This window comes from Arthrobacter sp. PAMC25284 (genome assembly GCF_019443425.1).
Classification (GTDB): Bacteria; Actinomycetota; Actinomycetes; order Actinomycetales; family Micrococcaceae; genus Arthrobacter; species Arthrobacter oryzae_A.
Genome location: NZ_CP080382.1, coordinates 3,689,523 through 3,715,788 on the forward strand (window position 1 = coordinate 3,689,523; position 26,266 = coordinate 3,715,788).

General features: G+C 63.8%; 33 protein-coding genes and 3 pseudogenes. 27 read left to right on the forward strand and 9 right to left on the reverse strand.

Translation table 11 applies throughout. The annotated features are described in order from the left end of the window. Nucleotides 1–26: 26 nt before the first annotated feature. Both KY499_RS17010 and KY499_RS17015 read right to left on the reverse strand, forming a co-directional pair. The gene (locus KY499_RS17010; protein ID WP_219885900.1) at nucleotides 27–2,213 is read right to left on the reverse strand and encodes a lysozyme; all 2,187 of its coding nucleotides are present in this window, start codon (nucleotides 2,211–2,213) and stop codon (nucleotides 27–29) included. A gap of 305 nt (nucleotides 2,214–2,518) precedes the next feature. Beyond that, the gene (locus KY499_RS17015) at nucleotides 2,519–4,114 is read right to left on the reverse strand and encodes a DUF2142 domain-containing protein (protein WP_219885901.1); all 1,596 of its coding nucleotides are present in this window, start codon (nucleotides 4,112–4,114) and stop codon (nucleotides 2,519–2,521) included. A 471-nt stretch (nucleotides 4,115–4,585) separates the two neighbouring features. On the opposite strand from KY499_RS17015, the pseudogene KY499_RS17020 reads away from it, so the two are divergent. The 13 genes and pseudogenes from KY499_RS17020 to KY499_RS17080 all read left to right on the forward strand — a co-directional run. Next, nucleotides 4,586–4,852: pseudogene (locus KY499_RS17020) on the forward strand (CpaF family protein); the annotation flags it as partial. Between the two features lie 41 nt (nucleotides 4,853–4,893). After that, nucleotides 4,894–5,943: a recombinase family protein gene (locus KY499_RS17025; protein ID WP_219885902.1), complete on the forward strand. Its 1,050-nt coding sequence runs from the start codon at nucleotides 4,894–4,896 to the stop codon at nucleotides 5,941–5,943. Beyond that, entirely contained in the window at nucleotides 5,933–6,295 is a 363-nt protein-coding gene (locus KY499_RS17030) for a hypothetical protein (protein ID WP_219885903.1), read from the forward strand. Before KY499_RS17025 ends, KY499_RS17030 begins: the two co-directional genes overlap by 11 nt. A gap of 466 nt (nucleotides 6,296–6,761) precedes the next feature. Then, nucleotides 6,762–6,992: a hypothetical protein gene (locus KY499_RS17035; protein ID WP_219885904.1), complete on the forward strand. Its 231-nt coding sequence runs from the start codon at nucleotides 6,762–6,764 to the stop codon at nucleotides 6,990–6,992. Continuing rightward, a complete protein-coding gene (locus KY499_RS17040) occupies nucleotides 6,989–8,179 on the forward strand; it encodes an AAA family ATPase (protein ID WP_219885905.1) in 1,191 nt (396 codons plus the stop codon). The genes KY499_RS17035 and KY499_RS17040 overlap by 4 nt, the downstream gene beginning before the upstream one ends. A 94-nt stretch (nucleotides 8,180–8,273) precedes the next feature. Further along, on the forward strand, nucleotides 8,274–8,432 hold the full coding sequence (locus KY499_RS17045; protein ID WP_219885906.1) for a hypothetical protein: 159 nt from the start codon (nucleotides 8,274–8,276) through the stop codon (nucleotides 8,430–8,432). Between the two features lie 517 nt (nucleotides 8,433–8,949). Beyond that, entirely contained in the window at nucleotides 8,950–9,096 is a 147-nt protein-coding gene (locus tag KY499_RS17050; protein ID WP_219885907.1) for a hypothetical protein, read from the forward strand. A 131-nt stretch (nucleotides 9,097–9,227) separates the two neighbouring features. Further along, nucleotides 9,228–9,887 carry a hypothetical protein gene (locus tag KY499_RS17055; RefSeq protein WP_219885908.1) on the forward strand — a complete coding sequence of 220 codons (660 nt, stop codon included), beginning with the start codon at nucleotides 9,228–9,230 and terminating at the stop codon, nucleotides 9,885–9,887. Beyond that, the gene (locus tag KY499_RS17060; RefSeq protein WP_219885909.1) at nucleotides 9,884–10,132 is read left to right on the forward strand and encodes a hypothetical protein; all 249 of its coding nucleotides are present in this window, start codon (nucleotides 9,884–9,886) and stop codon (nucleotides 10,130–10,132) included. The genes KY499_RS17055 and KY499_RS17060 overlap by 4 nt, the downstream gene beginning before the upstream one ends. Beyond that, complete coding sequence (locus KY499_RS17065; RefSeq protein WP_219885910.1) at nucleotides 10,119–10,298, forward strand: hypothetical protein; 180 nt, start codon at nucleotides 10,119–10,121, stop codon at nucleotides 10,296–10,298. The genes KY499_RS17060 and KY499_RS17065 overlap by 14 nt, the downstream gene beginning before the upstream one ends. A 10-nt stretch (nucleotides 10,299–10,308) precedes the next feature. Further along, a complete protein-coding gene (locus KY499_RS17070) occupies nucleotides 10,309–11,109 on the forward strand; it encodes a hypothetical protein (protein WP_219885911.1) in 801 nt (266 codons plus the stop codon). 78 nt (nucleotides 11,110–11,187) lie between these two features. Further along, complete coding sequence (locus tag KY499_RS17075) at nucleotides 11,188–11,520, forward strand: hypothetical protein (RefSeq protein ID WP_219885912.1); 333 nt, start codon at nucleotides 11,188–11,190, stop codon at nucleotides 11,518–11,520. Between the two features lie 223 nt (nucleotides 11,521–11,743). Continuing rightward, nucleotides 11,744–12,055 (forward strand): hypothetical protein, encoded by a 312-nt coding sequence (locus tag KY499_RS17080; RefSeq protein WP_219885913.1) that lies wholly within the window; start codon nucleotides 11,744–11,746, stop codon nucleotides 12,053–12,055. Between the two features lie 302 nt (nucleotides 12,056–12,357). Here the strand turns inward: KY499_RS17080 and KY499_RS17085 are convergent, their stop codons facing one another. The 3 genes from KY499_RS17085 to KY499_RS17095 all read right to left on the reverse strand — a co-directional run bounded on the left by KY499_RS17085 (nucleotide 12,358) and on the right by KY499_RS17095 (nucleotide 13,892). Continuing rightward, entirely contained in the window at nucleotides 12,358–12,627 is a 270-nt protein-coding gene (locus KY499_RS17085) for a hypothetical protein (RefSeq protein ID WP_219885914.1), read from the reverse strand. A 99-nt stretch (nucleotides 12,628–12,726) separates the two neighbouring features. Next, on the reverse strand, nucleotides 12,727–12,981 hold the full coding sequence (locus KY499_RS17090) for a hypothetical protein (RefSeq protein WP_219885915.1): 255 nt from the start codon (nucleotides 12,979–12,981) through the stop codon (nucleotides 12,727–12,729). A 68-nt stretch (nucleotides 12,982–13,049) separates the two neighbouring features. After that, nucleotides 13,050–13,892: a DUF6602 domain-containing protein gene (locus KY499_RS17095; RefSeq protein ID WP_219885916.1), complete on the reverse strand. Its 843-nt coding sequence runs from the start codon at nucleotides 13,890–13,892 to the stop codon at nucleotides 13,050–13,052. Between the two features lie 10 nt (nucleotides 13,893–13,902). Between KY499_RS17095 and KY499_RS17100 the strand changes: the two genes are divergently transcribed. Then, nucleotides 13,903–14,145 (forward strand): hypothetical protein, encoded by a 243-nt coding sequence (locus KY499_RS17100; RefSeq protein ID WP_219885917.1) that lies wholly within the window; start codon nucleotides 13,903–13,905, stop codon nucleotides 14,143–14,145. 93 nt (nucleotides 14,146–14,238) lie between these two features. Here KY499_RS17100 and KY499_RS17105 read toward each other — a convergent pair whose 3' ends face one another. From KY499_RS17105 to KY499_RS18420, 3 genes are all read right to left on the reverse strand, one after another. Next, a complete protein-coding gene (locus KY499_RS17105; RefSeq protein ID WP_219885918.1) occupies nucleotides 14,239–14,436 on the reverse strand; it encodes a hypothetical protein in 198 nt (65 codons plus the stop codon). 376 nt (nucleotides 14,437–14,812) lie between these two features. Continuing rightward, nucleotides 14,813–14,986, reverse strand: coding sequence for a hypothetical protein (locus tag KY499_RS17110; protein WP_219885919.1), 174 nt, complete (start codon nucleotides 14,984–14,986; stop codon nucleotides 14,813–14,815). Then, complete coding sequence (locus KY499_RS18420; RefSeq protein ID WP_258190851.1) at nucleotides 14,983–15,108, reverse strand: hypothetical protein; 126 nt, start codon at nucleotides 15,106–15,108, stop codon at nucleotides 14,983–14,985. The genes KY499_RS17110 and KY499_RS18420 overlap by 4 nt, the downstream gene beginning before the upstream one ends. Before the next feature lie 102 nt (nucleotides 15,109–15,210). On the opposite strand from KY499_RS18420, the pseudogene KY499_RS17115 reads away from it, so the two are divergent. From KY499_RS17115 to KY499_RS17145, 8 genes and pseudogenes are all read left to right on the forward strand, one after another. After that, nucleotides 15,211–16,173: pseudogene (locus KY499_RS17115) on the forward strand (CpaF family protein); the annotation flags it as partial. Next, nucleotides 16,173–17,027 carry a type II secretion system F family protein gene (locus KY499_RS17120; protein WP_123254936.1) on the forward strand — a complete coding sequence of 285 codons (855 nt, stop codon included), beginning with the start codon at nucleotides 16,173–16,175 and terminating at the stop codon, nucleotides 17,025–17,027. The pseudogene KY499_RS17115 and the gene KY499_RS17120, both read left to right, overlap by 1 nt. After that, entirely contained in the window at nucleotides 17,024–17,965 is a 942-nt protein-coding gene (locus KY499_RS17125; RefSeq protein WP_123254937.1) for a type II secretion system F family protein, read from the forward strand. Before KY499_RS17120 ends, KY499_RS17125 begins: the two co-directional genes overlap by 4 nt. A gap of 46 nt (nucleotides 17,966–18,011) precedes the next feature. After that, a complete protein-coding gene (locus KY499_RS17130; RefSeq protein WP_375141101.1) occupies nucleotides 18,012–18,260 on the forward strand; it encodes a hypothetical protein in 249 nt (82 codons plus the stop codon). Between the two features lie 3 nt (nucleotides 18,261–18,263). Continuing rightward, the gene (locus KY499_RS17135) at nucleotides 18,264–18,728 is read left to right on the forward strand and encodes a TadE/TadG family type IV pilus assembly protein (protein WP_123254938.1); all 465 of its coding nucleotides are present in this window, start codon (nucleotides 18,264–18,266) and stop codon (nucleotides 18,726–18,728) included. After that, nucleotides 18,709–19,170 (forward strand): hypothetical protein, encoded by a 462-nt coding sequence (locus KY499_RS17140; protein ID WP_123254939.1) that lies wholly within the window; start codon nucleotides 18,709–18,711, stop codon nucleotides 19,168–19,170. The genes KY499_RS17135 and KY499_RS17140 overlap by 20 nt, the downstream gene beginning before the upstream one ends. Beyond that, nucleotides 19,167–19,337: pseudogene (locus KY499_RS18640) on the forward strand (hypothetical protein); the annotation flags it as partial. The gene KY499_RS17140 and the pseudogene KY499_RS18640, both read left to right, overlap by 4 nt. Before the next feature lies 1 nt (nucleotide 19,338). Continuing rightward, entirely contained in the window at nucleotides 19,339–19,692 is a 354-nt protein-coding gene (locus KY499_RS17145; protein WP_308813111.1) for a hypothetical protein, read from the forward strand. 78 nt (nucleotides 19,693–19,770) lie between these two features. Here the strand turns inward: KY499_RS17145 and KY499_RS17150 are convergent, their stop codons facing one another. Beyond that, on the reverse strand, nucleotides 19,771–21,036 hold the full coding sequence (locus KY499_RS17150; RefSeq protein WP_219885920.1) for an NYN domain-containing protein: 1,266 nt from the start codon (nucleotides 21,034–21,036) through the stop codon (nucleotides 19,771–19,773). Between the two features lie 67 nt (nucleotides 21,037–21,103). Here KY499_RS17150 and prfB point away from each other — a divergent pair, with 67 nt between their 5' ends. From prfB to smpB, 5 genes are all read left to right on the forward strand, one after another. Next, nucleotides 21,104–22,222, forward strand: coding sequence for a peptide chain release factor 2 (gene prfB / locus KY499_RS17155; RefSeq protein WP_123254942.1), 1,119 nt, complete (start codon nucleotides 21,104–21,106; stop codon nucleotides 22,220–22,222). Nucleotides 22,223–22,482: 260 nt separating this feature from the next. After that, a complete protein-coding gene (gene ftsE, locus KY499_RS17160; RefSeq protein ID WP_123254943.1) occupies nucleotides 22,483–23,298 on the forward strand; it encodes a cell division ATP-binding protein FtsE in 816 nt (271 codons plus the stop codon). Beyond that, nucleotides 23,295–24,209, forward strand: coding sequence for a permease-like cell division protein FtsX (ftsX, locus tag KY499_RS17165; RefSeq protein ID WP_123254944.1), 915 nt, complete (start codon nucleotides 23,295–23,297; stop codon nucleotides 24,207–24,209). Before ftsE ends, ftsX begins: the two co-directional genes overlap by 4 nt. A gap of 56 nt (nucleotides 24,210–24,265) precedes the next feature. Next, complete coding sequence (locus KY499_RS17170; RefSeq protein WP_123254952.1) at nucleotides 24,266–25,651, forward strand: M23 family metallopeptidase; 1,386 nt, start codon at nucleotides 24,266–24,268, stop codon at nucleotides 25,649–25,651. Between the two features lie 112 nt (nucleotides 25,652–25,763). Further along, nucleotides 25,764–26,234, forward strand: a complete 471-nt coding sequence (smpB, locus tag KY499_RS17175) for an SsrA-binding protein SmpB (protein ID WP_123254945.1) — start codon at nucleotides 25,764–25,766, stop codon at nucleotides 26,232–26,234. Nucleotides 26,235–26,266 lie beyond the last annotated feature (32 nt).

Genomic DNA, 26,266 nt, shown 5'->3' on the forward strand with positions numbered 1-26,266 from the left:
CGCAGCCGCGGCCGCCGCTGGGCCGCCTAGTAGGTCAGTGAACGGCATCCCAAGAGTGAGTTTGCCGCACTCAGCGGCGACGCTGCCACGCCGTAGGCGCAGACCTCGTATTGACCGCGCTGGGTCACCGGCACGGACGAGACAAACCCGTGGTTCCCGACGGTCGCCAGGGCACTGTTGACGTCCGGCCGCTTGAGGCCCGCGGTGAAGGCGAAGCCCCTACGGGTGCCGTCCGGGTAGGTGACGTAGACGTGGTCCGGGATGGAGACCGCCGGGAAGACAGGGTCCAGCGTCCAGCCGGTGACGGTGATGCTGGTCTTGCCCGCGGAAGTCCGGAGGGTCGCCGAGTCCAGGTACCCCATGGTGGCCGGGGTGGACGGCACGGCGATGGTGGAGCAACCCAGCGAGGGGTTGCCGAGGGGGACGGGCGCAACCGAGATCGCATAGGCACACACCGTGTACGATCCCGCGCCGCCAATCGGTACGGAGGCGGAGAATCCATGATTACCCGTGGAGCCCAGCACGCTGTTCACGTCCGCGCGCGGCTTGTTGGCCGTGAAGGCGTAGCCGGGGTTGCCGCCGTTGGAGGACCGGACGTAGACGTGGACCGGGATGCTCGCCGAGGATTTCGATGGGTCCAACGCCCAGCCGGTGACCACGAGCCGGGCTGAATTCGGAACCAGGCGGAGCGAGAGGGAGTCGTAGGAACCGACCGGGAGCTGGGCCGGCTTTGCCTCGACGCCACTCGCCTGCACGGTCTTGCAGCCCAGCGAGGTGTTTTCGAATTTCCCGATGGCGTGGGCGCAGACCTTGTAGGTTCCGGACGCTGTGATCTTAATGGTTCCGTCGAAACCGTGGGCAGCGCCGTAGCCGAAGGCCTGGTCCACGTCGGGGCGTGATTTATTGGCGGTCCAGGCGTATCCGGTGGTGGTGCCGGACGGGTCAGTGACGTAAACATGGGCCGGTATGGCCGAGGAGGGCGCGGAGCGGTCCACCGCCCAGCCCGTGGCCTGCAGGGACGTGTCGCTGCCGCTGCGCGTCACAGAGACGCCGTCGAGAGAACCGACGGGCGACGCTGCCCCCGCAAATGTGCGGAGCGACTCATAATTGCCGTTCCAGATATTGGAGTCCCCCGGGAACGGCCCGGTGCTGCTGTACTGCCAGATGCTGTAAGTGGCCCAGCTGGAGGGGACAGGTCCGGCGTTATCTGTCGCGGCGCCCGGGTAGGCCGCCACCCACAGCGGATAGTCGCCGAATCCGGGCGCGGTGCCGAGGCAGTAGTTCCACCAGTTGGTGTTCGTGTAGATCACGGGAAGCCGGCCGGTCAGCCCCACCATGGTGTCGCCGAAGTCGCGGACCCAGGACCTGAGCTGGGCAGGAGTCATGTCGTAGCAGGTGTTGCCGAATTTGAACCCGTTGATGGTCCGGCCCGCGTAGGGGTTGAACTCGAAGTCCAGGACCGGCGGCATGGTGTAGCCGTCAGCGCTCCAACCCCCGCCGTTGGCCACGAAGTAGCGTGCCTGGTTGGCGCCCGAGGACCAGTTCGGAATGGCGAAGTGGTAAGCACCGCGGATCATCCCGACGCTGCGCGATCCCTGATACTGCGAATCGAAGAGGGGGTTGGTGAAGTAGTTGCCTTCGCTGGCCTTGACGTAGGCGAAGCGTGCGCCGCGGTTCCACTCCCTCTGCCAGTCCATGGTCGGCTGGTGGCTGCTGACGTCCAGGCCCAGGACGCCGAAGCTGGGCGACCAAGCGGCCTGGGCAGTGAGGGACTGTGTCGACGCCCTGGCCGCCTTTCCGGCGGGGTCCTGGCCCATCGCCGCGCCTCCGGGGCCGACGGCCGTGGCCATCGCAGCCCGGTCGGCGGGGGAGTTGGGGTCCGGCGCAGCCGTTGTGGTCTGTGCCGGCTGGGCGGCCTGCGCCGCTGCCGGGGTGGGTGCCGGGGTGGGTGCCGGTGCCGGCGCAGTACTGGGTTTGGCGGCGGAGGTGACAGAAGGCGTGGCGGTCGGGGTTGTGGCCGCGGACGTTGTGACCCCGGGTGCAGGAGTAGTCGTGCTGCCCGCGGGTGCCGCCGGGGCGGCGGGAGCCGGTGATGGCTCGGCCGCCACGGAGGGGGCCGCCAGGGCAGGCCCGGCCAGCAACGCGGCGGCAAGAAGTGTGGCCCAGATCCGGCTGCTCGCCTGGCTGCTGTGGGTAAGGGTGGTCCGCTTCATATATCGCTCCGGAACGAAGGCGCGCTGTGGAGGCCGCGCCAAATAAGTCTTGTGCCGGGGGAATGCCGCAGGAGCTGCCCGGTTAGAGAATGCCTGACTGGTCGCGCCCACCATAACACCGGCAATTGGACGAAACCAGCGATTCAGGTGTTGCTGGTGTGAAAGTTGTCATCTCGATATTTACCGGGTAGCCGCTCCGCAGCCCCGCAGCCCGGGCGGGGCTCCAAAGGTGGCGGCCCGTCTGCTGTCGCCGGGCCCTCCGCCGGGCTTCACGCCGGGCCCTCCGCCGGGCTTCACGCCGGGCTTTACGCCGGGCCGGGTGCCGGCGCGGAAACCGACGATGGTCCGTGCGTGCCGCCGTCGGCCGCTGTGGCATCCGGCGTGAACAGGTGCCGGTGGAACAGCACGCCGGCGACGGCGGTGACGACCAGGTAGGCCGCCGTCAGCGCCAGCCAGCCCAGCGGCGGCTCCCACTTCGCGGCGCCGAACATGTCGCCCCAGTTGGCCTCGTCGAAGATGCCCACGCCGTATCGGCGCAGGGCGTTGGCGAATACGGTCGTGTGCGCGGCAATGCTGAGGCCGATCACCCAGCCGGCGAGCCGCCGGGCGAAGGGGCTGTCCGGCAGGTCGCGGAAGCGGAGCGCCACGCCGGCCGCGAGGAGCATCGGGACGATGACCGGCAGGATGTACCGGCCCTGCCAGATGTAGCCGAGCTCGTTGATGACCTGGGACTGGAGGATCGGCGGAATAGCCAGGGCGGCGACAAAGAGGACGATGAAGCCCAGCCGTATCCGCAGCCCCTGCACCGTGATGGCCATGACCATCAGTGCAACCATCAGGAATGACCACCAGACGTAGACGCCGTTGGGGCCGTTGGTGTCCAGCCACCCGAGCTGCGCCACATACGCGGCGGCAAAGTCAAAGGTGCGGTAGACCATGGTGCCAAAGGCCTGCTCCGGGGTGATGGTGTTGGGAACACCGAGCAGGCTGGCCAGGGTGTTGGAACGCTGCAGCCAGACCAGACCGGCGGCGGCGGCGATGGCGATGAGTCCGGTCATGCCCAGAACCAGTTTGTTCCTGGCGATCAGCAGCAGGTCTTTTGGCGGGAACATCAGCAGAGCCGCGATGACGGCCAGCGCGAGCCACAGCAGGGACAGCGCCCGGGTGTTGGCCAGGACGGCCGCCGCGACCCCGACGGCGACGATGTTGAAGCGGACCCGGCCCAGGTCCCGGGCGTTGTCCAGGACGAGGGCCAGGTTCATAAACACGGCGGAGGCGGTGACGATCTCCAGGGCATTGGGGTTCACGGCTCCGCTCAAGTACAAAACCATGGGGGTGATGGCGACGCCGGCAGCGACGAACGGCCATTTGCGGCGGGTGAACTGCGTGGCGGCCAGCACCGTGGCGGCCAGGAACAGCGAGGTCAGCAGGCCGCTCAGGATCCGCATGGCGTAGATGGCCGGTTCGCCGCTGATGCCCCGGGAGCCCATCCCGACCACCAGGTAGTAGAGCGGGTTGTAGTTGCCGGCCGAGGTGCCCGCGACGGCCGGGTAGCGGTCGTCGGGGTTCAGCCGCGGGGCGCAGTCCGCAGTGACATTGACCTTAAAGCGGTAGCAGGCCAGCTCGGGCACGTCGGCGATGTACTTGGGCACCACCACGTTGAGAACTTCGCCCTGGGTTTCGCCCGAGGTTCCCAGGAACTGCCCCCGGGCCACGGCCGCGGCCTTGATGGTGTGGGCCGGTTCGTCCGGGACGGACATTAGCGGTGAGGCGAGGCTCCAGAGCGTCGTGAGCAGGGACAGCACAAGGAAGGTCACGCCGAAGCGGCGCGTCAGGCGAGGGGCATTGTCGGCTCGCTGGTGCGGGACCGGGCGCGGGGCTCTGCGCGAGGGGGACTTCATGGTTTCACTGCACCGTTTCGGTAATAACAAACGCGTCGTGCGTCGCTGGGCGTCGGGCCGGAATGGCCCGGCGTGACGGTCCCGGCAGCCAGCTGCGAAGGGATACGGGGACTGTCCGGCCCCGTGTTGATGGTAGGGCCAACGGGTCTTCGGTTCAAAAATACGCCCCTGCCGCGCACTGCCGCTCGCCGTTCCCCGTCGTCCCTTACTGTTCCTCGCTGTTCCGACGTCGGCGGCGGTCTCGGCGGTGTGCCGCCGTCCGAGTGGGGAAGGCGGAAATCTGCGCGGTACGCCGCGTAAATCCTGGCACCGGTGGGACTGCTGATACGCCAGTGAAAATTGTTCTGTCGCGAGGTCGGAAGTTATCCACATAGGCCCTTCGGGGGCCTTGCCGGGCGATCCAGCCCCGCCTAGTTTTAACCCCAGTTGCACGCCTCGTCCTTGGGGCGTCAGTCCTATTGGGGGCCGCATATGGAGGCTGTGCGCATTGTCGAGGATGAAGTCCGCGAGCTCATTCGACGGCGCGGGCTGGACCCGCTCCGGCAGGCCGGCGAGGTGCGCCGGCTCGTGGAAGCGGCGGTCACCGACTATGACGAGCGCGCCCTCCTGGCGCCATTGCCTCCTCTCGGCCCGCTGGAAGGCGCCCGCAGATTCGTTTTCGACGCCGTCGCCGGGTTTGGCCCGCTCCAGCCGTTGCTGGACGACCCGACGATTGAAGAAATCTGGCTCAACGCCCCAGTCAAGTCCCGTTTTGCGTGTCTTTCAATTACGCTTCATTTATGGCGCACACGGTACAGGCTTGCGGGATCTACGCCCGAATCTCTCAGGACGATGGGACGGCGTTAGGGGTTGCCCGACAGATAGAGGATTGTACGGCGGAAGCGGAGCGCCGCGGCTGGCCCATCGCTGAGGTCTTTACGGATAACGACGTGTCTGCCACGAAGTCGAAGATACGCCCAGAGTATGAACGCCTGCTGGCCGCTATTGAATCTGGATCCATTGACGCCCTCATTGTCTATGATGTGGATCGTCTCACCCGGACCCCTACTGAACTGGAACGATTCATTGCGCTGGCGGACAAGCGTCGCACGGCCCTAGCGTCCATCGGCGGGGAAGTGGACCTTGCAACGCCACAGGGACGGCTCACAGCCCGCATCAAAGGCGATGTGGCCCGCCACGAGGTAGAGCAGATGTCACGTCGCCTAAAGCGCAAATTTCAGGAGAATGCCAAAGACGGTAAAGCCCACGGTGTTACTCCGTTTGGATACGTGCGTGAGCGGCTGACTGACGATCAGGGCAGAGACGCCGGCTACCGTGAAGTTATTGAACCGGCCCAGGCTGAGGCTATCCGCGAGTTGTACCGGCTACTGATCGCGGGGGAGTCGCTGCGTAGCCTCGCCGCCTACCTCAACGACAGGGGATTCAAGACGGGGCGCGGTAACGCCTTCGCCGGAAACACCGTCGGGAACATGCTTCGCCGCCCACGCTACGCCGGCCACCGGACCCACGCTAAGCAGATCGTGTCTAAGGGGCAGTGGGAACCCATCATCACCCAGGACACCTACGACCAGGCAATAGCAGTACTCACGGCACCGGGGCCGGCGCATCTCCCACGGACTGGAACCCAAGCACCTACTGTCAGGGATCGCCTTATGTGGCCGGTGTGGGACCGCGCTGCGCCCGATCATCAGCAGTCGCCGCAAACCGTCCTACGCTTGCCCTGGCTGCATGAAGCTCACACGGCAAATGGAACCGGTGCACGAGGTCGTGAACGAATTCATGGTTCGGATGCTGTCGCTACCGGGCGCAGTCGCCGCTATGGCCGCTAAGCCGGACGAATTGCACGCCGCTGTTGAGTCGCGGAATGCGATTCTGGCGAGGATGGATAGCGCGGCTGACAGTTTCGCCCAGGGAATTACTACGGCGCGGCAGATGGCCCGCATTAATGAGCAATTGAAAACACAGTTAGAGGCCGCTGAATTGGCTGTGCTGAGGTGCCAGCCGTTGAGCATTCTTGACGGCATGACGGGCAGCGGTTCGGTGGCTGCGTGGGCTGCTACTTCTATTGAGCGTAAGCGGCAGATCATTAGGGCGCTGGTTACGGTCACCATTCTGCCCAGCGGGCCGGGGATCAAGTTCTCTGCTGACCAGGTGCGATTCACGCCAAGGGGTGAACAGTAAAGGTTACTGGCCCGGCGACACGCCCTAAACGAAGAATTATTTTTTAGCTCACAAAATGTGCTGTTCTGGAATGCCCCGAATCAGTCCGAACTAATCCGGACAAAACCAGAATGGGCTAGGGCCTTAGGTGCCCGGTGTGACGCCGATTAGCGTCCGCGGTCGCTACTAGGATGTCTATAGAAATCAACGACTGATGCCCGAACACTCTTACGAAGTGTCCGGGCATGTAAATCAGTTCTGAGTTTCGCTCGATAAGACGACGATCCCCCAGTAGAGGAACCCATATGGCTTACCGCTCAACAGCCAAGCGCTCATTCAAGGCCGATGCATCAAACCTACCGGATGCTGTACAGACAGCGCAAGCTAGCCGCGCCGCGTACATCGACTCCGTTCTAGCCGAATGGCCAGCATTCACCGCACACCAGCAGAACGTCATAGCGACCCTGCTTGCCAGCGGAGCCGCGAATTGAACGCCGCCCCGTGCCCCCAGTGCATGGAGTTCTACCTCCGCGGGCACTTGGAAGGGCAGGGCACCGCCCAGCAGTTGGCAGAGAACGCCGCACGGATACAGCTCGCACTCGAATTAGAGGCAGGCGACAACAGAAAGCGTGCCAAGGCCGCAGGTAGTTGGATCGACGTCGAAAAGTCACGCAGCACCCCCGGCACCGCCTACGTCCCTAGGAAGGCCGCGGCGTGAGCGGCTGGGATCCCGAACTCGAAGACCTGCAGGAACAGATGCTCTTGGAGATGCACGAGCGGGAAACCTCAGCACAGTTCGACGCGCGGTCCACAGAAGCACCCACAGTGCCGCAGACGACCGATGACAGCGCGTGGGCCGGGATCAACCTGGACAGCGTCCTAGATGGTACTTACAAGCCCGCAGAGGCGACGCTCATGCTGCGAACTGACGGCGTACCGCTCGTTTATCCGGGTTTGGTTCACAGCTTCAACGGCGAATCGGAGTCCATGAAGTCTTTCGTCTTACAAGGCGAAATAGCTAAGGAAATCAACGCCGGGCACAACGTCGGGTTAGCCGACTTTGAATCCGATCAGGCAACCGTCGTAAACCGGCTCATGATGCTTGGGGCAGATCCCGAAAAGATCCGCCGGCACCTTACCTACATCCGACCAGACGGCCCGCATAACGCCACGCCCCAGGACCGGGCGGCGTGGGAACGGCTCATGCAGCAGAAGTTCTCACTGTTTGTTATCGACGGCGTGACTGAGGCTTTCGCCGTCTACGGAGTAAGCACCGTGGACAACGACGAAGTGACTGCCTGGGGACGCATGATGCCCCGTCAGATCGCAGACCGCACCGGGGCCGCTGTGGCACTGGTGGACCACGTAACCAAGAGCGTCGAGGGCCGTGGACGGTTCGCTATCGGCGCGCAGGCGAAGATGAGCTTCCTTACCGGGGCTTCATATTCGGTGGAAGTGATCGAGCCGGGCGGCGTGGGCATGGTTGGGAAAATCTCGTTGCGTATCGGGAAGGACCGCCCCGGAATGGTTAGGCCGCACGGCGGACCCTTCCGCAAGTCTGACCGAACCCAAGAGGCCGCAGTCGCCATTCTTGACTCGTCTGACCGGAAGACCATTCGTTACACGCTTGTACCGCCCAGGGACCCCGCAGACGCGACGGGAACGGGTAGGACCGCTGAAACTATGGACGCCGTTCTGGAGGCCATTAGGGACGCTCCCACGCCACCCAGCTTCCGCACCTTGCAAGCAGTTGTGAAGGGCAGCGCGGACCTGTTGCGCAGGTCCATAGCCGAACTTATTACTAGCGGGCAGATCACGACCGAACCGGGACCACGCAGCGCGACTCTCCACAGGATCGCGGGACCGTATTCAACCGACACACTCACCCATGAAAACGCAGCGTGACTGTGTCTCCCCTAAAGAAAAGGGGGGAGACACACACACTCAACCGTGTTTCCGACACAGTCGGACACAGTCAGACACAGTCAAAGGAAACGCCGTGATGGATCCCAGAAACACACTAGAAAACTGGCGGAACCTCGCCAACGTTCGCCAATTTTTGATTAACAAGCTCGACGCTAAAAATGCTGCGTTGGAAGCCAAGCTTGCGGCCCTACAGGCCCGCGTAAGCCTCTACGAAGCGCGTGAACGGCTGTGACGGAGGCCCGAAGCCCTCCAACACCTGGCCGACCTCCACATTCAGCTTGTACGCCGTATGGACGCCCTCTACGCGCCCCGCCCCAAACACACCCAGGACCACACCATGACACCTAGAACCATCCCCGACGCGCCCGTAACCGACGTCCAAACCGATCACCGCCGCGGGATCCGAACCGTAATGATCCGGTGCCCGTACTGCCCCGGCACACACACCCACGGATGGCCCCTCGAAGACAGTGACGCGAACATCGGGCACCGCGTCTCCCACTGCCACGACGGGCGACCGAACAACGGTTACAACATCGTCATGCCCCCGAAGCCGGCACGATGACCGACGCCGAACTCATCGCCTACTGGCGGTATCAGGCACTCCATTACAAGGGGTTGGCTCAACGGCTTCACCAGGCGCTCGAAGCCAGCCGGCGGACCCCCGAAACCCACAGAGACCGATACGAGCGGAAAGATCCCGTTGGGAATCTCGCCGCCGCTCGGGCCGACAAGAAAAGGAAATGACCTTGGGATACACCTATTCGCCCAATCGTGTTGAGCAGTGGGATTACTCCGCTCAGGCCCAATATTGGCGGCTTCTCAGCGAAAACCTGGAACGCAACTGCCACTACTGGAAAACCCGTTGCGAAGCCCTCGAAGCCGGCAAACCGTGACCGCGTGTCGTTGGTGCGGGGCCGATACCAGGACCGCCACAACACCAGCACCGGCAACAGGCCGGCCCTTCCACACACCGGAATGCAAAGCCATTCTTCCCCGCCAATTTCGCAACTAACAGGAGACCATCTTGGGACAGCTCGACAACCTCACGCAGAGCGAACTACCGGCGATTCTTCGCCGGCTGGATAAGCTCGAACGCGCCACACCGACGAACAATTCCGCGATTGGGCGGGATGGCCTGCTGGTCTATAACGGCGGCGTCATCACGATTGAAAACGGTGGGCTGAACGTCACCGGGACCGCAACAATCACCGGCACGCTACAGGCAGACGGAACAATTGCTTTCACCGGCACGCTCACCCAGTCAGGCCCCAGCACGTTCACCGGCAATACGACCGTCGCGGGCAACCTCAACGTCAACGGACCCATGAAAACGACCGGCACACTGTCGGTTGAGGGCGTGACCACGCTAAAGAACGACCTCAACGTCACTACGGGCAAGGTCAAGGCCGGCGGCATGACCATGGATCCGTCCGTAGCATCCGGCGCCCTCGTATTCAGCAACGGCGCCCAAGTCTTCACCGACGCAACCAGCATCCAGGTTTACAAAGGCACCTCAGTAGTCCAAGTCGAAAACGGCACCGCACGGGTACAAGGCGACGGATCACACTGGCTCAAAGTCGATGCCAACGGCGTCACCATCGGCGGACTGCCCACCACCACGCAGCCGGCAAACCTGCACCAGGATCCCGCAACCGGTCGCGTCTACCGGTCCACCGCAGCATGAAATACACAATCCACGACCCCTTTGTCGGGCGCCCGGACAAGTACGACATGAACGTCCAAGGCTCAGCCGTGACCTACGTAAAAGCCGCATACATGGACGGACCCTACGGACGGGAACCCGCCATAGCGATATTCCGCAACCGTGCACTACTCGCCCTACTCACCCCAGACCACGCCATCCGCATAGCCGACGCTATCGCTGACGCCGTAGAACAACACGAAAGCCCGGTCCATGCACCCCTGTAATTGCCAGACCAAGATCCTTCTCCAGGAAGCCCTCGAAGGTTTCGCACACAAATGCCCCGACGCACCGGACACCAGCACCGAAACCATGCCAGGCGAACCGCCCGCACTCAACAGCAACGCCCTCATCGACACCCTTACCGCCGCCGTCGCGCGCCACGAACACTAGGAGACACCCCTTGTTTGACTACATCCGCCGCATCAACCGCACCTTCGCCGCCCTCGACATCGCACTCCCCAAGGAATGCCAGGCCGCAACCGCACTAGCAGAAGCCGCCATCGAAGCAACGAACCCCACCACCGCAGACGACCTCAACGACGCCATCGCCGCCGGGACCATCACCCCCAAAAACCTTGGTGCAAAACTCATCGAAGCCGCCCTAGCCTTGGTCGCCGCCGAACGGATCCACGCCGCAGCCGAAGGCACCCAGTCAGCCATCACCACCATCTACTACGACGGCTTCCGCAACCACGCCGACAAGCTCGTAGAAGCCCTCCGCACCCCGTTCAACGAAGCCGCCGCAACACTCACCGCAGCAGCCCGACACTTCCAAGACGGCGCCACACCACAGCAGATCCTCAACGCCGGCCCCGAAGCCGTCACCGCATGGCACGGACTCGACGCCGCACGACACACCATGGGCCAGGTTCGCACCGCCCGCGCCATCATCGCCGACATCGAACGCGACAACGCAGACGCCTACCTCCACTACATCGGAGGCAACCACAACCAGGCCGAACTCTGGCACGCCGAAGCACAGTACACCGGCGTAGGCGACGGACTGCACAACCTCGCAACAGCCGGCTACACGCTCCACCTGAACACCCGCGCCGAAGCCGCCGCCCTCGCCCGCACAGCACAGACCAAGAGCGCGAAGGAACAGGCCGCAGCCGAAGCCGCACGCATCGCCGAACACAAAGCCAGCAGCTCGCTCGCTTTCGAGCTAGGCGCACGCGCCGCACTCATCAACCACGGCTAACAACCAACATCACAACAGCAGGGGGCCGCGCTCACCACAACGGGAGCGCGGCCCTCGCCATACCCCCAGGAGAAAGCATTGCCACGAGCAAAACGAATCTGCGGCAAAACAGGATGCCCGGAAGCAGCAGCCGGACGCTGGTGCACCAAACACAACCGGGAAGCAGACAAAGCACGCGGGACCAGCACCGAACGCGGATACGGAACGCAGCATCAGACCTTGCGCCGTGCGTTCATCCCCGAACACCAGGCCGGGACGCTCATCTGCTGGCGGTGCCGTGAACTCATCCCAGCCAACGAACCATTTGACCTCGGCCACGATGACGACGACCGCACACAGTACCGCGGGCCAGAGCATGCCAACCGCTGCAACCGATCAGCAGCAGGCAAACGCGCCCACCAATACGACTGACCACCACACGCACACGCAAAGGCGCGTGGGGGCTACCGGAGCCCACCGGGCCAAATTAGAAATCTAGACCGCCGGTGAGAGCGCTGGATTACGCGGTGATCCTTAGCCCCTCGTTTTTTGTTTTCGTTCATGAGTTTTGATTGGAGTTTTGATGGTTGGAAAACCTAGGCCGCCCGCGGATTTGCGGGATGTTGGCCGGAAGATGTGGCGCGACACGATAGGCGTGTTTGAACTGACGGCACCGGAGTTACGGCTCCTTTTGGAGGCTTGCAGGACGGCGGATGAGCTGGAAATCCTGCGTAATGCGTTGTTAGAGGGCGATTTGATTACGCAGGGCAGCACGGGACAGCCTGTAGTGTCACGTGTCTATGACGAGATCCGCAAGCATCGGGATTCTTTGGCTAAGACTTTGCATGCCCTGGCGTTGCCGTCTGATGAGGATGAGAAGCCGTTGACGGTGGCTCAGATCAGGTCTCAGAAGGCTAATAACAACCGTTGGGCGGCTCACCGTAGCAGCGTGGCGCGGCATGGCTAGACGGCGCGTTCTGGAGCTTCCCCCGGAGCCGGTGGACGACAACCCGGACCGTGTTTCTCAGCAGCGTTTGGAGTCGCCGCGGGGCATGGTCCGGGCGTGGTTCAAGGGCGGTGTCTGTTACCGGGTTTCGGTTGCCGGCACTTTCTATGGGTGGGGCGAGGGGCCGGCGGTTTGGGCTGCGATCCTGGACGGCAGTTTCAGGCCGCAGGACTTCGGGAAGCACAATCGATAGTGCCCACTGGGTGGTAGGGGTCAAGCAGCAGGCTTGACCCCTACCAGTCCGATCCACCGGCGCTTGTGCCTTAGAAAGCCTTCCCGGCTTCACGTGCTTTTTTAGTGATGATGCCCCAGCCGTTTACCTGATTTCCGTCGTCGTCACTGAAGCTTGTGTTCTGCGGGTTCAACGCGGAGAGTTCCTGAGCGATGGAGAGCAGGGCCGCAACTTCTGCGACTTTGAGCCGCTGGTCTACGCTCAAGTGATCCTGATCAGTGACACTGCCCGCGCTTTGGCCTTTCGCTGCCCCAATGGCTTCAGCCAACGCATCCCAAGCCGTCGCGTAGTCGTTACTCATGATGCTTCCCCTTAGCTTGATAGTGACCGGCGTACACCGGGCGAGCATAACGCTACTGGCAGTATCTGACTTTCCAGGCCCCACGCGGTTCGGAGAGGTCTAGAGATTGACCTTGTCAGGAGTTTCCGCCCCAGTCGCCGTGGCAGTCAGCGCTACAGCAATGCGCTTGAGGTAGCCGGCGCAGATCATGAGGAGCCCTAGGACGCCACCGCCCAAGAGGACCAACCCGTTCGGCGTGCCGCCACCAAATGCGGCGAGCAGGTAGATAACGAAACCCAGAATGCAGACCATTGTCCCGAATCCGATAAGGGTGTCTCCGGCCAGTTTCTGCTTTGTCCCCAATTTAATTGCCATGCGTTGATCTAACCACAGGTCAGAGCGGTAAAGGCGCATGGCCCTACCTCGTGACGTATTGGGAGCCCTTAGTAATGGCGGGGACGCCCATCATCGAAAAGCAGGTGATACCGGTCCTTCAGGAAGCCTTCGTCGTAAACGACTTTCGGGTCCCATTTGCGCATCGTCCCTTGCCCCTCGCCCGTCCCAGTCACCCGAGATAGTTCGACGGCGAGCTTTTGCAGGGAGGGGTCATTCCTGCCCAAGACGCGATAGAGAGAGACAATGAAGTGAGCTACGGCGCCGTACTGTTGCGCGTCATACATTCTCAAATACGAAGACATCGTGAAGTCCACCCCACCAGGTAGGGTGCTTGACATAGGAAGGTACGACGCTCGGTTGCAGGTCAAGGTGCCAGCATTCGCTACGCACACGAGATCTACAAGGTCCCGAGGGTGGCTGGCTGTGTCCGCCACTGTATCGAACCCCTCGGCCATCGCCGTGACTGGCTCTTGGCCCAAATCGTGTGAATGGGCAAGAAACCCGGTAGGTATCCCGGACAGGAGTTGCCCCTCGACTGTTGTTTTGTCGACGTGGCTTAGCTCTGCGAGGGACTTCGACCATCCGGCAATCTCTTTGAAGTGACTCTTGCGGGCCGTAAGCTTCACAGAAAACGCTGCCGCGACCCCTCCCGCGTGTACCTTGGCGCGATAACGGAGGTGCTGCGGGTAGGCGGGTTCAAAGACGACTATGTCAGTTTCGAATGGCTTTACCTTATCGTCGCTTCCAATAATGTACTTTCGAAGTCCAACGCCATATGCGGGTGGCAACCACTTGGACAAGAGGTCAGCCCAGGTCGATTCCCCTTCATGCCCTGACCGTTGGATGTCCTCTTTGTGTGTCAGCTGAGCATCAGAGTAGTCTTTGGCCATTTCTTCTTGGATGGACTCGAACCACCGTCTCGTTTCGCTCATGGAACATGAGCATAGTGCGCTCTTGATGTCCGCCCCTGCCTTTACGGTTCTGGACATGGTGAAACTGGATGTGGAAGCAACACGAAAACTCTTGGATGATCTGTTGTCTGAACCGATCCGGCGTTCCCCTTGGGAGGAAATCGAACCGGATTATGAGTTCCTGGATCCGTTTGTGACGGTCCTGCATCGTTCAGGGGCAGGACGCGCGTAGGGTTGGATTATTCCTCATTCCCCCGATGGAACACAGAAGGCCCGGCCAGTCATTGCGACTGCCGGGCCTTTTGCTGTGGTTCAGGGCGTGTATCTAGGCGCAGCGGCTCCGTGGTGTCTTGGTGTTGAGTGTGATGATGCTGTCTAGGTGTTCCTGCGTGAAGCGGACTTTCGCGCCGATGAGAGTGTGCGGCCATGCTTGGACGTTGCTGTAAACCTCCGTGCGTGTCACATGGAAAATGTCTGCCATGTCGTCGACGGTGTAGAGGGGCTGGACGTGTGTTGTGCTCATGGTGAGACCGTTCTTTCTTGCGATGGTTTACCGTAAGGCCCCAGGCCCCCGGCGTTGATTGGTTGGTGCGCCCCAGCAGGTGAGGGGAGCAGGTCTAAGGATGAATCGGGCCTAAGGGACTGGCTGTCATAGTCCCTCGTCCCGTCGATTTCCCGCCGCTCCCACCCCTTGTCTGCTGCATTCCACGCCCGTAGCCCGCCACGGTTTCCGGGGCAGGCTCGAGCGCACCTGACCACTAGCGCTTTGTGGACAGTAGCCCTGGCGGTTCAGGGCTTGAAGAGGGGTATTACCGCGCCCGGTTGAGTACGTCGAGGGGCTGGAACACGTGAACGAGACGTTCAGCAAGCTGCAGGTACGCGGGGCACCTGCAGCAGACTCAGCGGCTCGTTGTGGGCTCAGTGTGGAGTAGCGCCGCTTTAGCGTCGGTCTTGGTGCGGAACCCGCCGAAGGTCACGGCGCCGCACGTCTCGCAGCTCGCCGCGTATCCCTTGTACTGGCCTTGGTCCCCGTACGTGCCGCGCTCGAACGCAACGGCCTTATGCGCGCTCATGCCGTCGCGCCGAAGATCAGACCCTCAAGAATGGAGGGGATCAGGAAGAAGCACGAAACCATCAGGGTATAGACGATGAATTGCACTGTGCTTTGCACGGCGCGGGCTGTAATGTTGTTCATGTTGCCGGTCCTATTCACTGGTAACCACGCCCCGGAGGATTCCAGTCCTGCCGGGGCTTCTCATGACCAAGAGGCCACGTGGACAACGTATAAGGGATCTTTTCCCCGAATGAGGTGTACGTGGCGCGCAATGGTGAGTCGGAACTGACCTCGGTATCGCTCACCGACCAGCAGGTACGCGATCTGGTGGAACGTATGCTGAAGTCGTCGGGGCGGCGGCTGGACATGTCCTCCCCCTTTGTGGATGCGGCGCTTCCGGATGGGTCCCGCCTTCACGTGGTCATCCCGGATGTGACCCGGCGCCACTGGGCGGTCAACATCCGTAAATTCGTTGTGAAGGCCAGTCGGCTTGAGCATCTCGTGGAGCTCGGAACGCTGACGGCGCAGTCCGCCCGGTTTCTCGGGGCCGCGGTGGCCAGTGGCCTGAACATCCTCGTATCAGGTGCCACCCAGGCCGGAAAAACCACCATGCTCAATTGCCTTGCGGCGAGCATCGGCACCCGTGAGCGCGTCATCACCGTCGAGGAGATCTTTGAACTGCAGTTTCCGCTGCGCGATGTGGTGGGACTGCAGTGCCGGCAACCGAACCTCGAAGGCGAAGGCGCGATCCCGCTGCGCAGGCTCGTCAAGGAGGCTTTGCGCATGCGGCCGGACCGGCTGGTCGTCGGCGAGGTCCGGGAAGCCGAGAGCCTGGACATGCTGATCGCGCTTAATTCGGGCTTGCCCGGAATGTGCACCGTCCATGCGAACTCAGCTCACGATGCGGTGACGAAGATTTGCACGCTTCCGCTGCTGGCTGGCGACAACATATCCAGCGCCTTCGTTGTCCCGACGGTGGCATCCTGCATCGACCTGGTGGTCCACTGCAGCCGGCACCCGAACGGCCGCCGCCAGGTCACTGAGATCCTGGCCCTCGGCCGCCGGGTGGAGAACGGCATCATTGAATCTTCGATGATCTTTGCCCTCACGGACGGACATTTGCAGCCGAACGTCAATTCGATGCCGGCCGCGGAGAAGTTTGCGCGATCCGGGTATGACGTCGCGGCGTTGCTGGAGGTGCACTAGTGGCGCCGATCGTCGGGGTACTCGCCGGGGTGGGGTTGCTGCTCATCTGGTGGTCTGCCTGGGAGCAGCCGGCAAAGGCGGACTCCAGGGTCCGGACGAGCCGGCTGGAGGACCTGTTGAGGTCGGCCGGCATAGAAAGGGTCGGTGCAGCCGGATTGGTGGCTTCCTGTCTGGCGGTGGCAGCGTTCACAACGCTTGTCTTCTTTGCTGTGACCCGGTCGTGGCCGATTTCCGGATGCTTCGGGCTGTTTGGCGGCTGGTTGCCGGTGGCCATCGTGCGGTGGCGCGCCCGGAAGCGCGTGACTCTCCTGCGCCAGCTGTGGCCCGACGTCGTCGACCATCTCAGGTCTGCCATCAGAGCCGGGCTGTCCCTGCCTGAGGCGCTGATCCAGCTGGGGGAGAAGGGGCCGGAAGAACTCCGGCATGTGTTCCTCGACTTCGGCTCTGACTACCGTTCCGGCGGGCAATTTGATCCGGCGCTGACCCTGCTCAAGCAGCGGCTGGCAGATCCAGTGGGTGACAGGATTGTCGAGGCCTTGCGCCTAACCCGTGAGGTGGGGGGCTCAGACCTCGGCCGCCTGCTGGGCACTCTTGCGGAGTTTCTGCGGGAGAGCGCCCGGACCCGGAGCGAACTCGAGGCCAGACAATCGTGGACTGTCAACGCGGCCAGGCTGGCTGTAGCTGCGCCTTGGATTGTACTGGTGCTCTTGGCCAGCCGCCCCGAAGCCGTCGCTGCCTACAACACGCCCGGAGGTGCTGCTGTACTTCTCGGCGGGCTGACGGTCTCGCTGGCCTCCTATTCGATCATGCTCCGCATCGGAGCTTTGCCGGAAGAGGAGCGGGTACTTCGATGACAGGCCTCATGGCGAGTGCAACAGTCTGCGGCGTGCTTCTCGGCGCCGGTCTCTGGCTCTTGCTCGTGCGTCTGCCCTTCATGCGGCCCGTGAGCTTCGTCGAACGCATTGGACCGCAGCTGAAAGCCCAAAACCTGGAATCACGGCTCCTGCGTACCGCGCCGGGAAACAACGCTCTCTTCGGACCACTTGAATCAATCCTCCGGCCCGTGATCCGGGATGCCGTAGCTTCACTGGGCAGGATCAACCCCGGTTCAGCCGCATTGGCGCGACGGCTTGCCCGGGCCGGGAGCGTTCAAACGACGGCCGACTTCCGGGCGGAACAAATCCTCTGGGCCGCCGGCGGATTCATTCTTTCCCTGCTGGTAGTCGTGCTGGGCGGAGTCGTCGGACGATTCAGTCCGGTGATGGCGTTAGCTGCTGTTCTTGGCAGTGCGGCCGGGGGATACCTTCTGCGGGACTACGTTCTCGGCGCCCGGATCAAGAAGCGTGAGACCCGCATGATGGCGGAGTTCCCGAGCATCGCGGAGCTTATGGCGCTCGCCGTCAGTGCGGGACAGAGCGCCACGGGGGCCCTGGACCGGGTCTGCTGCAGCGCGCACGGAGAGCTCCCGGCGGAATTCTCCCGGGTCCTCACAGAGACCAGGTCCGGCAAACCGTTGATCGAGGCATTGCAGGAGTTCTCGGCCCGGACGGATCTCGGGCCGCTCGTGCGTTTCGTCGACGGATTGATCGTGGCCGTAGAACGCGGAACTCCGCTGGCCGACGTCCTGAGGGCACAGGCCCAGGATGTTCGGGACACAGCGAAGCGGGACCTTATGGAGGCCGCCGGAAGGAAAGAGATAGGCATGATGGTGCCGCTCGTCTTTGGGGTGCTCCCGCTAACCGTCGTCTTCGCCGTGTTTCCGGGACTCGCCGCCATCAGCTTTGGACTGTAACCGCAACAAATAATCGAACCGTCGATGTCACAAGAAATGAGGACCCATGAAGACCACCGGGATGCATCTCACCTGGCTCGCTTGCCTACTCACCATGCTGATCCGGCCCTCCGGCCTGCGGCTGCAGGCCGCCGCGGAACCGGCCCGGCGCAGGGCCCACCCCGAGCGCGGCGATGTGCCCGGTTGGGTAATGATCACCCTGATGTCGGCCGTCCTGGTCGCAGCGCTTCTGGCGCTCGCCGGCCCCGCGCTTGAGGCGCTGTTCAACCAGGCCATGGACAAGGTCGGCCAGTAGCCAATGCCGGCAGCCGGCCGACGCAGGGGAGACCGGGCCACGGGCACGGACCGCGCACCGGAGGATGCCCTGGACGAACCCCGGTCCGGGGACCACTGCGACCGTGAACGCGGCTCGGTCATCGTGGACTTCGTTCTGATTGGCGGACTGCTGACGCTGTTCTTCCTCGCCATCATCCAGCTGACACTAATCCTTCATGTGCGGAACACACTGATCGACGCCGCCGCGTCCGGCGCCAGATACGGGACGCTGGCCGACCGCAACTCAGACGACGCCCGCGACAGGACGGCACGACTGATCACTACCGCCCTCAACGCGGAGTTCAGCGGCGATGTGACAGCGGGCGAATCCACGTATCACGGGCTCCGCACGTTGGAAGTGACAGTCCGCGCCCCGTTTCCCGTCATTGGCCTGATCGGCCCGGCGGCGGTGTTGGAGGTGAAGGGCCATGCGGCCATCCAACCGTGAACCGGACGCTTCCCGCGACATAGGGGGCGACCTGGAACAGGGTAGCGCCGTCGTCGAGTTCGTCTTTCTGTCCCTGCTGCTGATGGTGCCCCTCGTCTACTTCATCATCACCATGGGGCAGCTCCAGGGCGGATCGTTCGCCGTGGTCGGCGCCGCGGATCAGGCCGCCAAGGTCTTTGTGTCGCAGCCGGACACAGCCAGCGGCCGGGCAGCGGCCGAACACGCTGTCCTGCTGGCCCTGGCTGATCACGGGCACGCAGTCGAGGACGGTGGCCTGAACATCAGCTGCGAACCCGCTGACTGCTCGGCCGCCGGATCGGCCGTGACCGTAACCGTGCACCTGACGGTGCCGCTGCCGTTCGTGCCGTTCGGCGAAGCCGTACCGCTTTATGTCGGCCAGCTCAGCGCGTCGGCTACCCAGTTGGTCGGGCGTTTCCGATGATCCGGGCCGCGCCAGCCACTGCCGGAACGAGTGCCGTGTGCCACGGCAACCGGCCCCGGCACGGGAAAGACCAGCCCCGGCGCAGAAAAAACCGGCAAGAGGGGCAGGTGTTGGTGTTCATCATCGGCTATGTTGTGCTGGCCCTGCTCGTCACCACCGTGGTGGTGGATGCTTCCAGCGTCTACTTGGAGCACAAGAAGCTGCTCTCGCTGGCTGACGGGGCCCTCCGTCGCCGCGGCGGACAGCTTCACCCTCGGAGCGCTGGAGGATCCGGCGGGAAGCCCGGCCGCGGTCCTGACCAGCGCAAGGGTGCGCAGCGCCGCGGACGAGTACCTGAACCGAAGCGGCGCCTTCAGCAGATTCAGTGGCCTCGACGTGGCGCCCGTGACCGGGAGCCCGGACGGGTACACCGCCGTCGTGGTGCTGAGCGCCGCCGTTCATCTGCCGGTGGTCAACTACCTGGTTCCGGACGGGATCCGGATCGAGGCGCGTTCCACGGCACGCGCCCGGCTGACCCGCTAACCCGGACGGCCGGGGCAGCCCGTCGAGCAGGGTCAATCCGTCGCGGCGGTTCCGGATCCCGCGCAGCGGCATCAGACATTATGGCCGCGGAGCAGCGGCCTGGCCCGGCTCGAGCAACCCGCCGCTGGCCCACCGCCGCAGGGCAATCATTTCCGTGTCCTCAAATTCCAGCAGCGCGACGCGGCACAGCTCCTCAACGTTCTTCGTCCACGCGGCGGCCAGGACCGCAGCGGAGGGCTGGCCGGAGAGCGGGAAGTTGGCGACGAGCAGGCCCTGGATTACGAAGTTGACGGCTTGCCGGGCAACGGCCTGTCCCGCCGCGACGCACCCGTCCCGCACCGATTTGGCGAGCTCGTTCCGGTTCGCGGGCGGATCGCGCAGCGTGGATTCCATTGAGAGGAACATCTGCCGGAACTGTGCGGTCGAGAGCGCCGGCACATCGGTCACCCGGGCGATCTGCTCTTCGACGGCCGGTCGGATTTCTGTGGCCGGCGGCAGGTCGCTCCGCGAAAAACGCGCCGCGTCCCACACCCAGCCCGGTCCCGGAGCAGACGAATATTCAATTCCGCCGCCGAGCTGGGCGATCCAGGTGCCGAATTTTCCGTAGCCGCCCCAGTCGCTCTTGAGAGCTGGTTCCGCCGTCAGTGCCGTATGCGCGACCACCGCTCCGGTGACCGGGCCCGGCGCGTTCTGAACCAGCGTGCGGACCGCACCTACGGCGGCAGTTGCCGCCCCCGACGCCGCGGGCCCGGACTTCAGCGGCCCCGGTGGTGCGATGGGCCGCACCATCCGGGGAACGATGTCCGCGGACGTTCCGTTGAGAATCGCCACGAAGTCATGGGACTCCACCACATGGTCCGCCATTTCCCGGTAGGCAAAGGCCACTGCGCCGGCCGCAATGACCGTGGTCATGCGGTCGGCTGCCCGGAACCGCTGGATCAGCGAGGTGAAGTCTGCATCCGCGGAGGCGAGGAAGAACTCCTCAATGCCGCCGTTGCCGGCGAGGGCATCCATCGCCTCCAGGACCAGATTTATATCGGTGCTGCTTTTGCCGCGCTGGGTCAGGGACGGGCAGTCCACCACCCGGAACCCTGCCCGGGTCCAGAACGTCCGGTATTTCGAGTAGACCACCGGGTTCAGATAGCAGTTACGGATCAGGAACCGCCGGGAATTCCCTCCGCTGCCGTCGCCGGCCAGCGCTTCCATCCAGTGCTTCGGATCCTCGGCGAACCGTTTGGCCGCTGCCGGATCCAGCGCCTGCAGCCCTGTATAAACGTTGTCGAAGTCAACGAACATCGCGGCGCGAGTGCCGGGCCGCTGGGACTGGAAGGGCTGTTCAATCATTGGGACAGTGTGCCACGCGCCCCGCACGTGGGCCCGATATGGGCGGATAGCGTAGGCTTGAAAAACCATGGCAAACATCGATTTTCCCGCTGAAATCCGCGCGCTGCGGGCCACCTACACCTCCATCGAGAACGTCTCGAATGTCGAGCAGCTCAAGGAAGACATCGCGGAGCTGAGTGAGCGCGCCGGCGAACCCAATCTCTGGGATGATCCCGCGGCCGGGCAGGTCATCACCTCCAGGCTCTCGCACCGGCAGTCCGAGCTGGCGCGACTGAACAACCTCGTAGCCCGGATCGACGACCTCGAAGTCCTCGTGGAACTCGGCCAGGACGAGAACGACGCCGACTCCATGGGCGAAGCCGCCACGGAACTGGAATCCATCCGCAAGGCGCTCAAGGACCTCGAGGTGGTGACGCTGCTGTCCGGCGAATTCGACGTGCGCGAGGCCGTAGTCACCATCCGCGCCGGCGCCGGCGGCGTGGACGCCGCGGACTTCGCCGAGATGCTGCTGCGGATGTACCTGCGCTGGGCCGAACGCCACGGCTACCCCACCACCATCATGGACACCTCCTACGCCGAAGAGGCCGGACTCAAATCCGCCACCTTCGAGGTCAAGGCGCCATACGCCTATGGCACGCTCAGCGTCGAGGCCGGCACCCACCGGCTGGTCCGGATCAGCCCCTTCGACAACCAGGGCCGCCGCCAGACCTCCTTCGCCGCCGTCGAAGTTATTCCGCTGATTGAACAGACGGACTCGATCGACATCCCGGACAACGAAATCCGCGTGGACGTCTTCCGTTCCTCCGGACCGGGCGGGCAGTCGGTCAACACCACCGACTCCGCCGTGCGCCTGACCCACATCCCCACCGGCACCGTCGTATCGATGCAGAACGAAAAGTCGCAGCTGCAGAACCGGGCCGCGGCCCTGCGGGTGCTGCAGTCCCGGCTCCTGCTGCTCAAGAAGGAACAGGAAGACGCGGAAAAGAAGGCTTTCGCCGGAGACGTCAAAGCCTCCTGGGGTGACCAGATGCGCTCCTACGTGCTCAACCCGTACCAGATGGTCAAGGACCTCCGCACCGAACACGAAGTCGGCAACACCTCGGCCGTGTTCGACGGCGAAATCGACGACTTCATCGATGCCGGCATCCGCTGGCGGACCGACAACCGCAACGCCGAAGCCCAGTAGCCGGCGCGCAGGCCCCGCTTCGACGGTTAGCTGCCCGCTCGACGCCTCGGAACGTCGAGCGGGCACGCCGCCATCAAATCGGTGGACCACCGTAAGGGACGGCAGCGGCGGAATCGCGCGACACGCCCCGGCGTTCCGGCTGATCCGCCGGGGCCCGTGCGTATAGTCGAGAAGCCGGAGCCCTACTTCCCCGATCGAAAGCCCTTGCCCCGGCGGCAGAAGCGTGTCTCCAAGCCGTGTCCTGCCGGGTACTAAGGGCCATGATCCGTTTCGAGAATGTCACCAAGGTCTATGACCGGACCGGTCGTCCCGCGCTGGATTCGGTCACTCTGGAAATCGACCGCGGCGAGTTCGCCTTCCTGGTAGGTTCGTCCGGTTCCGGCAAGTCCACTTTCCTGCGCCTTGTCCTCAAAGAGGACCGGGCGTCTTCCGGCTCCGTCTATGTCGCCGGCCAGAACGTCGCCAACATCTCCAGCTGGCGCGTGCCCCGGTTGCGACGGGGGATCGGCGTCGTCTTCCAGGATTTCCGGCTGCTCCCGCAAAAGACCGTCTTCGCGAACGTCGCCTTCGCCATGCAAGTTATCGGCAGGAGCCGCAGCGTCATCCGGGACACGGTCCCCGAGGTCCTCAAGACCGTCGGCCTCGAAGGCAAAGAGAACCGGCTGCCCAACGAACTCTCCGGCGGTGAGCAGCAGCGCGTGGCGATCGCCCGCGCCGTCGTGAACCGTCCCGGCATCCTGCTCGCTGACGAGCCCACCGGAAACCTTGACCCCACCACGTCCATGGGGATCATGGGTGTGCTGGACAAGATCAACCAGAACGGCACCACGGTGGTGATGGCTACCCACGACGACGACATCGTCAACGAGATGCGCAGGCGCGTCATCGAGCTCCGCAACGGCGTCGTGATCCGGGACGAGGCCAAGGCGCTCTACACCTCCATGATTCCCGTCGTCGGGCAGTCCCGCCGTCTGCGCGACGCCAGCGGCCGGGACTTCTCGACGGAGTCCCCGCGCAGCGGGACACGCGCCGAAGCACGCGCAGCAGCAGCCTCCGCGGGGGAGGGCCAGCTGTGAGGCTTGCATTTATCCTCGGCGAGATCGGCAGCGGACTGCGCCGCAACCTGTCCATGGTGGTCTCTGTCATCCTGGTGACCTTCGTGTCCCTGACCTTCGTTGGCGCCGCCGGGATGCTCCAGCTGCAGATCAACCAGATGAAGGGCTACTGGTACGACAAGGTCCAGGTAGCCATCTTCCTATGCAGCGACGGGTCGACGGCGCCCGGCTGCGCCACCGGCCCGGCCACGGCGGAGCAGCAGGACATCCTGCGCAGCCTGCTGGAATCACCCGCGGTATCCCCGTACATCAACGACTTCCAGTACGAGTCCCAGGACGACGCCTACCGGCACTTCAAAGACCAGTTCTCCAATTCCCCGATCGTGGACGCGGTCACGCCGGACCAGCTACCGGCGTCTTTCCGGATCAACATGAAGGACCCGGAAAAATACCAGATCATCAGCGAGACGTTCTCCTCCCAGACCGGGGTCGAAACCGTCGTCGACCAGCGCCAACTGCTGGAACAGCTGTTCTCGGTGATGAACGCCGCCTCCCTGGTGGCCGTCAGCATCGCCGGCGTCATGATCGTCTGCGCCATACTCCTGATCGCGACCACCATCCGGTTGTCCGCCATCAGCCGCCGCCGCGAAACCGGAATTATGCGTCTGGTGGGGGCGTCCAAACTGGTCATCCAGCTGCCGTTCATCCTGGAAGGTGTCATCGCGGCGGTGATCGGCGCGGCCCTCGCCTCCGGAACCCTGTGGGCGGTGGCGCACTTCTTCATCGGCGAGATGCTCTCCAAGCAGTACCCGGACACCGCGTTCATCTCGCCGGCGCAAACGCTGATCCTGGCCCCGGCCCTCATCGGATTGGGCGCACTGCTGGCCGGTACCTCCTCGCTCCTGACCCTCCGCCGGCACGTGCGGGTCTGACCGTGCCCCACACCGTCCCGCCGAACGCCACCGAGCCCCACGAAAAGGGAATCCCCATGTCTCCGAAAGTCCGTCACGTTCGCCGGCCCCGCCTGGTCGGGCGCCGCAGCCGGATGATCAGCGCCACGCTGGCGCTGATCCTGGCCGGGAGCTTGGGCGCCTTCACGCCCGGGGCATTCGCAGACGAGCTTGAAGACAAACAGGCGGCGCTGCGGCAAAAGGCGGAGGAGGTCGAGCACTCGCTTGAGTTCGTCGACGCCGGGATCGCCCAGACCGCTGCGGACCTCGTGGTGTTCCAGGGACAGTTGCCGGGCGCGCAGCAGGCGCTGCTCGAAGCCCAGGGCCGGGTGGCCGGCGCCGTGAAGGAATCCGAAGCCCTCGCGGCCCGGGTTGACCTTGCCCAGCAGAATAAGGCGAAGCTCTCGCAGCAACTGGAGACGGACAACAAGAAAATCGCTGAAACCCGCCGGCTGATCGGGCAGATCGCCACCCAGGCGTATAAGTCCGGCGGTGTGCCGTCCAACCTCTCGCTGTTCTTTGGCGCCAACAAGGGCGGCACCCTGGCGGACACCATCGACCTCGCCGACCAGGCCATGCGGAGCCAGAACTCCGCCATGGGAAAGCTCTCCCAGCAGAACGCCACGAACGTCAATTCCCAGGCCCGACTGGAAGCGGTGGAAACCGAAATCCAGGATCTTAAAGCCAAGGCCGACGCCGCCCTGGAGCGGGAAAAGACTGCCCGCGACGAAGCGGAAGCCCAGAAAGCCCAAGTCGACAAGCTCATCTCTGACGCCACCCGGCTCGACGCCGAACTTCAGGCAGCCAAGCCGGGCATCCAGAACCAGCTCGCCCAGGTCAAAGCGCAGCAGGACGCTGTTGCCGCGGAAATCGTCGAACGCGACCGGAAGCTGCGCGAAGCCTGGGAAGCTGAGCAGCGGCGTATCGCCGAGGCCGCTGCCGAAGCCGCCCGACTCAAGGGCCAGGCCGTACAGCCGTACGTCCCCCCGGCACCTGGGCCGCCGTCTGCCTTTGGCATCCAGCGCCCGCTGAGCGCACCGATTACTTCCGGTTTCGGCTGGCGTGCGACGCCGCCGGGCACCATAGACTTCTTCGGACAGGGCGGGTACATGCACACCGGCATCGATTTCGGTGCCGCGTGCGGGACGCCCGTGTACGCGCCTGCGGCCGGCACCGTGTTCTCGGCCGGCTGGGCCAACGACGGCGGCGGCAATAACGTCAAGATCTCGCACGGTGTGGTCCAAGGCAACTCGCTGACCACCATCTTCTACCACAACGTCAGTGTCACGGTCTCGGCGGGCCAGCGGGTCAGCCAGGGCCAGCTCATTGCGTATGTAGGCTCCACGGGCAACTCCACCGGGTGCCATTCGCACTTCGAAACCTGGCTCAACGGCCGGGCCGTGAACCCGCTGAACCTGCTCTGACCCCATCCGTGCAGGGCCGGCCGCTGCGGCGGTGGCCGCCCTGCCGTAAACTGGGATAGCCCCGCGGCACACCGGCCGCGGACCGCCACCACGAGATCCAAGGAGCCCGACCGTGCCGAAAGAAAGTGGCCGAAAGGCAGTGGCCACCAACCGCAAGGCCCGGCACGACTATCACATCCTCGATACGTACGAAGCCGGCATTGCGCTGATGGGCACCGAAGTGAAGTCCCTCCGCGAGGGCCATGCCTCCATGGTCGACGGGTTCTGCACCTTCTACAACGACGAGCTCTGGATGGAGGGTATCCACATCCCGGAGTACCACCAGGGGAGCTGGACCAACCATGCCGCGCGCCGCCGCCGGAAGCTGCTGCTGCACCGCGATGAGCTCACCAAAATCTCGCATAAGATCCGCGAATCCGGCTTCACGATCGTGCCGCTTCAACTGTATTTCCTGGACGGCCGGGCAAAAGTCGAGATCGGCGTCGCCCGCGGCAAAAAGGAGTACGACAAGCGCCAGACGCTGCGTGAGCAGCAGGACAAACGCGAGGCGCAACGGGTCATGCGTGAACGCAACCGGCGCTGACACCGCTGCCCCTGCAGAAAATGGTGCAGCGG

Coding starts and splice junctions, on each gene's coding strand:
- KY499_RS17090 (WP_219885915.1), bottom strand. CDS start 12,981: ATGGCAATTAAATTGGGGACAAAGCAGAAACTGGCCGGAGACACCCTT.
- prfB (WP_123254942.1), top strand. CDS start 21,104: ATGGCAAACATCGATTTTCCCGCTGAAATCCGCGCGCTGCGGGCCACC.
- KY499_RS17060 (WP_219885909.1), top strand. CDS start 9,884: ATGAAATACACAATCCACGACCCCTTTGTCGGGCGCCCGGACAAGTAC.
- KY499_RS17095 (WP_219885916.1), bottom strand. CDS start 13,892: ATGGCCAAAGACTACTCTGATGCTCAGCTGACACACAAAGAGGACATC.
- KY499_RS17145 (WP_308813111.1), top strand. CDS start 19,339: ATGCTTCCAGCGTCTACTTGGAGCACAAGAAGCTGCTCTCGCTGGCTG.
- KY499_RS17135 (WP_123254938.1), top strand. CDS start 18,264: ATGCCGGCAGCCGGCCGACGCAGGGGAGACCGGGCCACGGGCACGGAC.
- KY499_RS17085 (WP_219885914.1), bottom strand. CDS start 12,627: ATGAGTAACGACTACGCGACGGCTTGGGATGCGTTGGCTGAAGCCATT.
- KY499_RS17125 (WP_123254937.1), top strand. CDS start 17,024: ATGACAGGCCTCATGGCGAGTGCAACAGTCTGCGGCGTGCTTCTCGGC.
- ftsE (WP_123254943.1), top strand. CDS start 22,483: ATGATCCGTTTCGAGAATGTCACCAAGGTCTATGACCGGACCGGTCGT.
- KY499_RS17010 (WP_219885900.1), bottom strand. CDS start 2,213: ATGAAGCGGACCACCCTTACCCACAGCAGCCAGGCGAGCAGCCGGATC.
- KY499_RS17030 (WP_219885903.1), top strand. CDS start 5,933: ATGGCCGCTAAGCCGGACGAATTGCACGCCGCTGTTGAGTCGCGGAAT.
- KY499_RS17015 (WP_219885901.1), bottom strand. CDS start 4,114: ATGAAGTCCCCCTCGCGCAGAGCCCCGCGCCCGGTCCCGCACCAGCGA.
- KY499_RS17065 (WP_219885910.1), top strand. CDS start 10,119: ATGCACCCCTGTAATTGCCAGACCAAGATCCTTCTCCAGGAAGCCCTC.
- KY499_RS17150 (WP_219885920.1), bottom strand. CDS start 21,036: ATGATTGAACAGCCCTTCCAGTCCCAGCGGCCCGGCACTCGCGCCGCG.
- KY499_RS17025 (WP_219885902.1), top strand. CDS start 4,894: ATGGCGCACACGGTACAGGCTTGCGGGATCTACGCCCGAATCTCTCAG.
- KY499_RS17100 (WP_219885917.1), top strand. CDS start 13,903: ATGGACTCGAACCACCGTCTCGTTTCGCTCATGGAACATGAGCATAGT.
- KY499_RS17110 (WP_219885919.1), bottom strand. CDS start 14,986: ATGAGCGCGCATAAGGCCGTTGCGTTCGAGCGCGGCACGTACGGGGAC.
- KY499_RS18420 (WP_258190851.1), bottom strand. CDS start 15,108: ATGAACAACATTACAGCCCGCGCCGTGCAAAGCACAGTGCAATTCATC.
- KY499_RS17140 (WP_123254939.1), top strand. CDS start 18,709: ATGCGGCCATCCAACCGTGAACCGGACGCTTCCCGCGACATAGGGGGC.
- KY499_RS17105 (WP_219885918.1), bottom strand. CDS start 14,436: ATGAGCACAACACACGTCCAGCCCCTCTACACCGTCGACGACATGGCA.
- KY499_RS17130 (WP_375141101.1), top strand. CDS start 18,012: ATGAAGACCACCGGGATGCATCTCACCTGGCTCGCTTGCCTACTCACC.
- KY499_RS17170 (WP_123254952.1), top strand. CDS start 24,266: ATGTCTCCGAAAGTCCGTCACGTTCGCCGGCCCCGCCTGGTCGGGCGC.